Below are 8,416 nucleotides of genomic sequence, written 5' to 3'. Positions count from 1 at the left end.
CTCCCATCAGTGCCTGGGGGATGAGCATGCTCAGTGCCGAGAAGCCGAAGATGCGTCCCGCGAGGGCCGGGATCCAGAACGCCGCCGGAGGCTTGTCCACGGTGATGGCGTTGCCGGCGTCGAGCGAGCCGAACAGCAACGCGGTCCAGTCCTTGGTTCCGGCCTGGATCGCCGCCGCGTAGAAGGAATTGGCGTAGCCGGTGGCCTGCAGATTCCACAGGTACAGCACCGCGGTTACACCCAGCAACAGGGCTGCCGACGGGCGCACCCACCGCGGCTGCGGTCCGAACAGCAGGCGCTCGCGGCGTCCCTGGGGAATGGGTGGCCGCGGAGTTGCCGGGCGGCCCGCGGTCGGACGTTCCGCCGTCGCGGTGGTGCCGGGTGCCCAGGCGGGCGTTGGCTGGGCCCCGRGGGTGGGGCTGATGGTGGCGGTCATTTACTTGGCCGTTTCTGTGTGGGGGAGCGAAGCGTCGGCGGCGTCGGGCACCGGCAGGCCGGAGTCGGTCCGGCGCCCGAAGACCACCAGCCGGAAGAGCAGGAACTTGACGGCGGTGGCGGCAAGGTTGGCTGCGGTGACCATGGCCAGTTCCACCCAACGGTCGGGAGTCCCGCCGGATGCGTGGACCAGCAGGAGCGCCCCCGAGGTCAGGGCCAGTCCGATTCCAAAGACCAACAGACCTTCAAAGTGGTGGCGGACCGCCTGGCTGCTGCCCTGGATGCCGAACGTGAAGCGCCGGTTGGCCGCGGTGTTGGCCACGGCGGTGGTGAGCAAAGCGAGGAAATTGGCCAGCTGCGGGTCCATGATGCCCCGGCAGAGCAGGAAGATCAGCAGGTACGCCAGGGTGGAGGCGACGCCAATGCTGCCGAAGCGGACGAGCTGCCCGAAGAGGCTACCGCCCGGACTTTGTTCCTGGCCGCGGGAGGAGGCTGGGAGCGGGCCGCGGGCCAGGGCCGCGCGCAGCTCGGGAACGGGAATGCGGCCGGAGACCAGGTCGCGGCTCAGCCGGGCCATGCCGCGCAGGTCCGCGAGGGCGGTCTGGACGATGTCCACGCTGGAATCCGGGTCGTCGGTCCAGTCCACCGGTACTTCATGGACCCGCAGCCCGCACTTCTCGGCCAGGACCAGGAGCTCGGTATCGAAGAACCAGGCGTTGTCCAGGGTGTGGGGGAGCAGTTGCCGCGCCACGTCCGCACGGATCGCCTTGAACCCGCACTGCGCGTCGCTGAAGTGTGCGCCCAGGAAGGAGTGCAGCAAGAGGTTGTAGCTGCGCGAGATGAACTCCCGCTTGGGCCCGCGGACCACCCGTGAGTTGCGGGTCAGCCGCGTCCCGATCGCCAGGTCGGAGTGCCCGGAAATCAGCGGGGCGAGGAGCGGGCCGAGCGCCGCCAGATCGGTGGACAAGTCCACGTCCATGTACGCCAGGACCGGCGACGGCGACGCGAGCCAGACCTTGCGCAGCGCGTTCCCGCGGCCTTTTTCGGCCATGTGGACCACGCTCACTTCGCGGAGCTCGCGGGCCACGCGCTCGGCGGTCTTAAGAGTGCCGTCGGTGCTGGCGTTGTCCGCCACGGTGATCCGGAACGGGTGCGGGAAAGAGTCGCGCAGGTAGGCGTGGAGCCGGCGCAGGCATGCTTCCAAGTCCCGTTCCTCGTTGAAAACCGGGATGGTGACGTCCAGCACCGGGGTGCCGGTTCGGGTGTCAACGGCAGAGCGCCGGCCGCCGCTGCGGGTCAGCGTGCCGAGCGGCACCCCGAGCGCGGCGGAATGCGCGCCGGCCAAATCCGGCGCGGACGCGGCGCGTCCGGTCGGATCCAATCCGGAGGCGGCGGGCGCCGCCTGACCGGCCGGCGCCGCCGTGGAGCGAAGCGGGGTTCCTGTGGCCTGGTCTGTGAATGTCATAGCTCAACTCTCCCGTCGTCCCATATGAGGGCGATGGGCTCAAGCTGTGTGCTGGCTGTGGAAGAGGGAGTCAGGGACTAGGCTCCGGCCGGACCGGCCGGTGCTGAAGGACCGGCTGCCGGTTCCGCGGGCGGTGCGGCAGGCAACCGGACGGCGAACTCCGTGCGGCCCGGGCGGGACGAAACCTCGACGGTCCCGCCGTGGGCCTCCACGATCGACTGGACGATGGACAGGCCCAGTCCGCTGGTGCCCTCGGAAGTCGGAACTCCCGCGGTGGCGCTCCGGCCGGCCCGACCGCGGGTGGTGGCGCCCGAACGTGGGGCCGCCGTCGTGCCCCCGGACCGTGCGCCCGCCGCCGCGACCGCGGGGAGCGCGGTGCGACCGTCCGCCGGGTTGGTGCGGGCAGCGTCGGCCCGCGCGAAGCGGGCGAAGATCCGCCCGATGAATTCCGGGGCAATGCCGGTGCCGTTGTCCGTGACCGTGACGACGGCGCTGCCGTCAGCCGAGCGCATGACGCCCGTGACCACCTTCGTGCCGGGCTCCGTGTGCTTGCGGGCATTGGACAGCAGATTGGCCAGCACCTGGTGGAGCTGGGTGGCGTCGCCGCGCACCACCACAGGTTCGTCCGGGAGCTCCAGCTGCCAGATGCGGTCCGGGGCCATGACTTTCTCGTCGCTCACGGTTTCGATCGCCAGCTGGGTGAGGTCGACGTCGTTGACCTTGAGCGCCTGCCCCTCGTCCAGGCGCGCCAGCAGCAGCAAGTCCTCCACCAAGGTGGTCATCCGCACGGACTGGCTTTGGACGCGGGCCAGCGACTTTTCGCCGTCGGGCGTGAAGTGTTCGGTCATCCGMAKCAGCTCGGTGTAGCCRCGGATGGCCGTGAGCGGTGTGCGGAGCTCGTGCGAGGCATCGGCGACGAACTGCCGGACCTTCATCTCGCTCTCCTGCCGTGCCTCGAGGGCGTTGGAGACGTTGTCCAGCATCTGGTTCAGGGCGTAGCCGACGCTGCCCACCTCGGTTCCCGGATGCGCCGCCGACGCCGGGACCCGCACTCCCAGCGCCACCTCGCCGGCGTCCAGCGGGAGGCGGGAGACCTTGGTGGCCACCTCGGAGAGCTGTTCCAGCGGTTTCATGGTCCGGCGGATCAAGGCTGTGCCGGCGAGGCCGATCAGCACGAGCCCGCCCACGGAGACCACCACCATGGTCCAGACGAGCGAGGCCAGGGTGTTTTCCTTGTCTGCGAGCGGGAGCCCGGTGACAATGATGTCACCGTAGGGGGCCCGCACGGCTGTGAGCCGGTAGTCGCCGGCTGAGAGGGTCCGGTCCACGGGCCCACCGTTCGGGGAGAGCGCCAGCAGGACGGCGTTGTCATCGGGGGAGAGGCTCTGGCGGCTTGCGTCCCCGGCCAGGAAGCCTGCGCTGGCCACTCTGCCGGCAAGGAGCCGCGCGTTAAGCGTGCCAACGCCCTGCCCCCGGGCTTCGAGCGGGTCGGGGCGGCCGGCAGGGTCGCCGGATGGGGGCCGGCCGAACTCGCTCGAGCGGTGCGACGCCTCATTGAGCTGCCCATCAAGCTGCCGGGTGAGGAAATCGTTCATGGAGACGTAGCTGAACACGCCCACGGCGCCGCAGATGGCCACGAGCAGCGCCATGGCGACGAGGACCAGCCGGGTGCGCAGGTGCCACGTGGACGGGTTGCGCCAGTCGCGCCCTGGTGCGGGGGTCACGCCGGAAAGAGTGGGCACGGATCAGTCCGCCGGTTTCAGGACGTAGCCGGCACCGCGCACGGTGTGGATCATGGGCGCATGGTTGGCTTCGATCTTCTTGCGGAGGTAGGAAATGTAGAGTTCCACGATGTTCGCCTGGCCGCCAAAGTCATAGTCCCAGACCCGGTCCAGGATCTGCGCCTTGCTGATGACGCGTTTGGGGTTTTCCATCAGGTAGCGCAACAGCTCGAACTGGGTGGCCGTCAGGTGCAGTTCCTCGCCGGCGCGGGTGACGTCGCGGGTGTCGACATTGAGCACCAGATCCCCGACCACGAGTTCGGCGGTGTCCATCGCGGCCACCCCGGAGCGCTGGACCAGCCGGTGCAGGCGGAGCAGGACCTCTTCCATGCTGAACGGTTTGGTGACATAGTCGTCGCCGCCGGCGGCCAGGCCGGTGATACGGTCCTGGACGGCGTCCTTGGCCGTGAGGAACAGCGCCGGAACTTCGGGCGCGAACGCCCGGATCCGGCTGAGGAGTTCGACGCCGTCGAACCCGGGGAGCATGACGTCCAGCACCAGCACGTCGGGGCGGAAGTCCTTGGCCAGCTTGACTGCTTCGGGTCCGTCGGCCGCCACGGCCACGGACCAGCCCGCCATTCGCAGGCCCATGCTCATCAGCTCGGACAGGCTGGGCTCGTCGTCCACCACGAGGGCACGGATGGGGGAGCCGTCCGGATGCGTGAGCTGCGGAAGGTTGTTGGTCAGGGAGTGCGAATTGGCCATGGGACGACTCTCCGATCTGCCGGTTAGGCGCGGCTTTGGGGATCCTGTGCAGCACCTGTGAATCTCAGACTACCCAGCTGGATGTCCGTCCGGGAGCGCGCACGCCGGGGTGGGAAGGCGTAGGTCGGGCATTCAAAATTCCGCGGAACGTCACAGGCACGGACGACGGAGCGCACAGCCCCGCCACAGGATTGCCCAGCACTCTGGGGTGAATACAGATCCGTACCTGACAGGAGAAACACCATGAGCAGCCAGCATCCGGGAGCCGACAACCGGCCCGGTCCCGAACCCCGATCCGAGAACCCGCCGGCGCCCGTCACCGCACCCTACGCGGCGGAACCAACGCCCGGGCAGGCGCCCGGCCCGTATGCCGGGCAGGCGCCGGCCGCCGGTTGGGGCGCGCCGTATGCCCCCCACGAGCCCGGCCCCGCGCAGCCCGCCGCCGGCTGGGGCGCGCCTGGTGGCGCCTCGCGGGGACCTTCTGCCGACAAGCCGTGGACCCTCAAGCGGGGGCTCGCCGTCGGCGGCGCGGCAGCAGTTTTGGCCATCGGCGCCGGGGTCGGGGTGTATGCCTTCACCTCCAACTCGGCGGCAGCCAACGGCACCGCCGCCGCCGGAGCGGCGGCCGGCCATGGCCCGGGCGGCCAAGGCATGGGCACCCAGGGCATGCCCGGTTCTCCGCAGGGAGGCTCCGCCGGAGGGCGAGGCCAGGGCCAAGGCGGACCCGGGGGCTTCACCGCCGGCGGCATGGGCGGCGGCCTTTCCGCAGCCGTGCACGCCGAATACGTGATCCTCGAAGGGAGTACCTACACCACCATGGCGGAGCAACTGGGGACTGTGACCGAGGTAAGCGCGACGTCCGTCACGGTCAAGAGCAGCGACGGGTTCACGCGCAGCTACGGCCTGGGCAGCAATGTGGTGGTGAGCAACCTGGAGCAGCGGCGCCAGCAGGCCGGCGGCACGGGCACCCAGTTGAGCGTGGCGGACATCGTCGCTGGCGGTACCGTGCGGATCGTGGCAGCCAAGGACGGCTCGAACTACACGGCCTCGACCGTCATGGTTGTGGCCGCCACCGCCACCGGCCAATCCAACTGACGGCCCTCGCTCTACCCTCCTGAAACTACCTGTCACCGCGGAACGCCGCCGGGCTTTCCCGCCCGGCGGCGTGACCACTCCTTGGACAGCGGTGGCGGCGGAAAGCCAATATGACGATTCCGCAGGTTTCACCTACAGTGAATGATTTCGGGAGAGCACGCCAGTGTGGCGAACATTCTTCGGTTCAGTCCGGCAATTGTCGCCGCAGTCCGCAGAATGGCAGCGCTTTGTTCCATCGGTCAGAATTGTGATTTGCGCTACAATCGCGCTTTTCGTCTCACGATGCGGACATTGCGGTGCTTTGTTACTTGCAAGTTCTCTTTGTTACGTTGCACACTTCAATTGTGAACAAGAACTCAACAGCACCTGCAGCCGCAGCTTCCTGGATCAGCTCACCAGCTGGATCCGAGATGCGTTGTTGTCGAATGCACGCCTAACTTCTCCACCCCAGAACGTTTCTAGGCATTCGCCCCAGCCCCGAGTCGGGCGCCCCTCCCCAGTTTGCATTGCGGGGAAATTAGCATTCGAGCCGCGATTACGGCCATTCACATTGAGGTAAGCATTCCATGTCAGTTGCATCCGGATACGTCCACATCTCCGTCCGTAACGCCAACAAGGCCGGACAGGCCTCCGGCCTTCGCCAAGGCTTTGGTGGCCGTCCGAGCATCGGCCCCGCCGGCCCCGGCAACAGCTTCCCGGCACCCGGTTACGCGGGGCAGGGCTACAACCCGAACTCCTACGGGCAGTTGCGTGCAGTCCCCGCCGCCGAGTCCGCGCCGGCCACCGCGCCCACCCCGGTGGTCGCCCCGGGCGGCAACCCGCTCCGCCCCGTGCCCAACGACAATGTGGCCCGCGGCTTCGTGCTCTACATGGGCATCGATGAGGAAACCGCCGCCGCCGCCGGCACCTCCATCGCCAAACTGGCCCAGGACATCAGGGCCTATGCCCAGTCCCTCGTGGCCGGCGCCGAAAGCTACGCCGCCGTCGCCGTCGCCCCAGCCTCAGCTCCGGGATCAGCCCTCGACGTCGTCCGGTCCACCTTTGGGGACCCCACCGCCGGCGCCCGCCAGCGCGCCGAGAACACGCGGCTGCAGCAGGCGCAGGATCCGCGTCCGTCCGGCGTGCTGATCGACCTCGCCCGCCGCGAGGTGGCGCTCGACGGCGAATCGCTGAACCTGACGTTCAAGGAATTCGAGCTCCTCAACTACCTGGTGGAGAACGGCACCCGCACCGTGGGYCGCGACGAACTGCTCGAGGGCCTGTGGCGGAACGCCGAAGAGGTTCCCAACGAGCGCACCATCGACGTGCACATCCGCCGCCTGCGCTCCAAGCTGGGCCGGCTGGCCAACACTGTGCGGACCGTGCGTGGCCAGGGCTACCGGTTCTATGAGCACCCGGAGGTTGTGGTCTGGGCCGCTCCGGAGTACTCCATCTAGCTCTAGCTTCGCGCAAAGCGTCCGTTCCTCATTGGGGGCGGGCGCTTTCGCTTTCGAGAAAGCTTCAGCGGCTTTCCGCCGTGCCTTAGACACCTCCTTCGTTCCTCAGTCGGCGATGCGGCACTACGCGGAAAGCCGCTTCTCTTCCTCTCCAAAGCAACAACGGCCAGTACGGAACATGCCGCCTTCTGCCGTTCACGGAGGCAGAGTCCGCTCACTGGCCTCCAATGCTTAGGTCTGTGCGGGCGGGCTAGGCTTGGGGGATGAGTGACCACTACATCAAACGTTTGGTGCTCATGCGGCACGCCAAGGCGGACTGGCCGGGCGGCGTCGCGGACCATGAGCGGCCGCTGGAAGAGCGCGGCCACCGGGAGGCGCCGCTGGCGGGCAAATGGCTGCTCAAGCACGGCGTGGTCCCAGATTTCATCCTTTGCTCCAGCGCACTGCGGACCCGGCAGACCTGCACCTGGGTGTGCAGCGAACTGGGGGATAAGGCCCCGACGCCGAAACTCGAGGACGGTCTCTACGGCGCTTCGGCCTCGCGCATGCTGGCGGTCATCAACCACGTCCCGGATACCGTGACGACGCTGATGGTGATCTCCCACATGCCCGGTGTGCAGGACTTAGCCATGCACCTGGCCTCCCGCGACTCGAACCATGACGCCTACATGGATGCGGCCACGCGCTATCCGACCAGCGGGCTTTCGGTTTTTGAGACGGAGAAGTCCTGGGCCGAACTGGACGGCCAGGACGCCCGGCTGACCCACTTCAAGGTCCCGCGGGCGAAGTAGCGGCCCGGCGCGTGGGCGGACCGATAGTCAGCCCGCTGATTGTGTTGTTTACTGATGCTGTTAATGCTTTTACTGATGGCGTTTTCTTGGCGACCAAGGGAAAAGGTGGATCACCGTGGATTCAGGACAGCTTGTAGGGATCATCGTCGGCGTCGTGGTGGTGCTCGCGATCGTCGCAGTGGCCATCTATTTCAGCCGCAAGCGCAAGACGGCCGCGGACCGGAACCGGGCCGCGGAAATGCGGGAAAAGGCAGAGGCCGACCAGCTGGCAGCCAGGGACCATGAGGCCAAGGCGGCGCGCGCGGAAGCAGACGCCAAAGCCGCCGAAGTCGAGGCCGAACGACTCCGCATGCAGGCCCGCGGCACGCAACAGGAGGCGCAGAACGTCCGCACCGGCGCCGAGGAGCAGCTCCGTCGGGCCGACGAGGTCGATCCGGACGTCGTCACGACCGAGCGCAGCGACGCCGAGACGCGCGACGCTCAGCCCCAGGAGGAACTGCGCCGCGACCGGGGCGACCGCGAGCGTCCGGCGGCAAGCGGCGACACCGCCGCGATCCGGGAGGACGCCGCGGCGGAACGGCGTGACACCGAGGATCCGCACGGCGAGCAGCCGCGCAACCTCTAAGACGCAGGAACACCGGCCCAGCCGCCTGGTGCGGCGCCCCCAATCCGCTGCCGACATCCGCTGCCGCCCGCGGCGATCAGCGC

At 68.4% G+C, this 8,416-nt stretch carries 7 protein-coding genes and 1 pseudogene; 4 read left to right on the top strand and 4 right to left on the bottom strand.

Translation table 11 applies throughout. The annotated features are described in order from the left end of the window. The 4 genes and pseudogenes from AB4Y86_RS06670 to AB4Y86_RS06655 all read right to left on the bottom strand — a co-directional run. Positions 1-436: pseudogene (locus AB4Y86_RS06670) on the bottom strand (glycosyl transferase); the annotation flags it as partial. Then, positions 437-1,900: a glycosyltransferase gene (locus AB4Y86_RS06665; protein ID WP_441401218.1), complete on the bottom strand. Its 1,464-nt coding sequence runs from the start codon at positions 1,898-1,900 to the stop codon at positions 437-439. Positions 1,901-1,977: 77 nt separating this feature from the next. After that, positions 1,978-3,642 carry a HAMP domain-containing sensor histidine kinase gene (locus AB4Y86_RS06660; RefSeq protein WP_441401216.1) on the bottom strand — a complete coding sequence of 555 codons (1,665 nt, stop codon included), beginning with the start codon at positions 3,640-3,642 and terminating at the stop codon, positions 1,978-1,980. Positions 3,643-3,645: 3 nt separating this feature from the next. Then, positions 3,646-4,386 (bottom strand): response regulator transcription factor, encoded by a 741-nt coding sequence (locus AB4Y86_RS06655; RefSeq protein ID WP_441401214.1) that lies wholly within the window; start codon positions 4,384-4,386, stop codon positions 3,646-3,648. A gap of 243 nt (positions 4,387-4,629) precedes the next feature. Here AB4Y86_RS06655 and AB4Y86_RS06650 point away from each other — a divergent pair, with 243 nt between their 5' ends. The 4 genes from AB4Y86_RS06650 (at position 4,630) to AB4Y86_RS06635 (ending at position 8,333) form a co-directional block, all read left to right on the top strand. Then, entirely contained in the window at positions 4,630-5,481 is an 852-nt protein-coding gene (locus AB4Y86_RS06650) for a hypothetical protein (RefSeq protein ID WP_441401213.1), read from the top strand. Between the two features lie 566 nt (positions 5,482-6,047). Next, a complete protein-coding gene (locus tag AB4Y86_RS06645; protein WP_441401211.1) occupies positions 6,048-6,917 on the top strand; it encodes a winged helix-turn-helix domain-containing protein in 870 nt (289 codons plus the stop codon). 263 nt (positions 6,918-7,180) lie between these two features. Continuing rightward, complete coding sequence (locus tag AB4Y86_RS06640) at positions 7,181-7,708, top strand: SixA phosphatase family protein (protein WP_441401210.1); 528 nt, start codon at positions 7,181-7,183, stop codon at positions 7,706-7,708. A 115-nt stretch (positions 7,709-7,823) separates the two neighbouring features. Then, complete coding sequence (locus tag AB4Y86_RS06635) at positions 7,824-8,333, top strand: hypothetical protein (RefSeq protein ID WP_441401208.1); 510 nt, start codon at positions 7,824-7,826, stop codon at positions 8,331-8,333. Positions 8,334-8,416: the final 83 nt, after the last annotated feature.

Source organism: Arthrobacter sp. 2YAF22_2, from assembly GCF_052114645.1.
Lineage (GTDB): Bacteria > Actinomycetota > Actinomycetes > Actinomycetales > Micrococcaceae > Arthrobacter.
This window is presented reverse-complemented; position numbering and strand designations above follow the sequence as displayed.

What these genes read in the sequence shown, in the direction of transcription:
- AB4Y86_RS06665 (WP_441401218.1), bottom strand. Translation starts at nt 1,900, where the DNA reads ATGACATTCACAGACCAGGCCACAGGAACCCCGCTTCGCTCCACGGCG.
- AB4Y86_RS06655 (WP_441401214.1), bottom strand. Translation starts at nt 4,386, where the DNA reads ATGGCCAATTCGCACTCCCTGACCAACAACCTTCCGCAGCTCACGCAT.
- AB4Y86_RS06650 (WP_441401213.1), top strand. Translation starts at nt 4,630, where the DNA reads ATGAGCAGCCAGCATCCGGGAGCCGACAACCGGCCCGGTCCCGAACCC.
- AB4Y86_RS06640 (WP_441401210.1), top strand. Translation starts at nt 7,181, where the DNA reads ATGAGTGACCACTACATCAAACGTTTGGTGCTCATGCGGCACGCCAAG.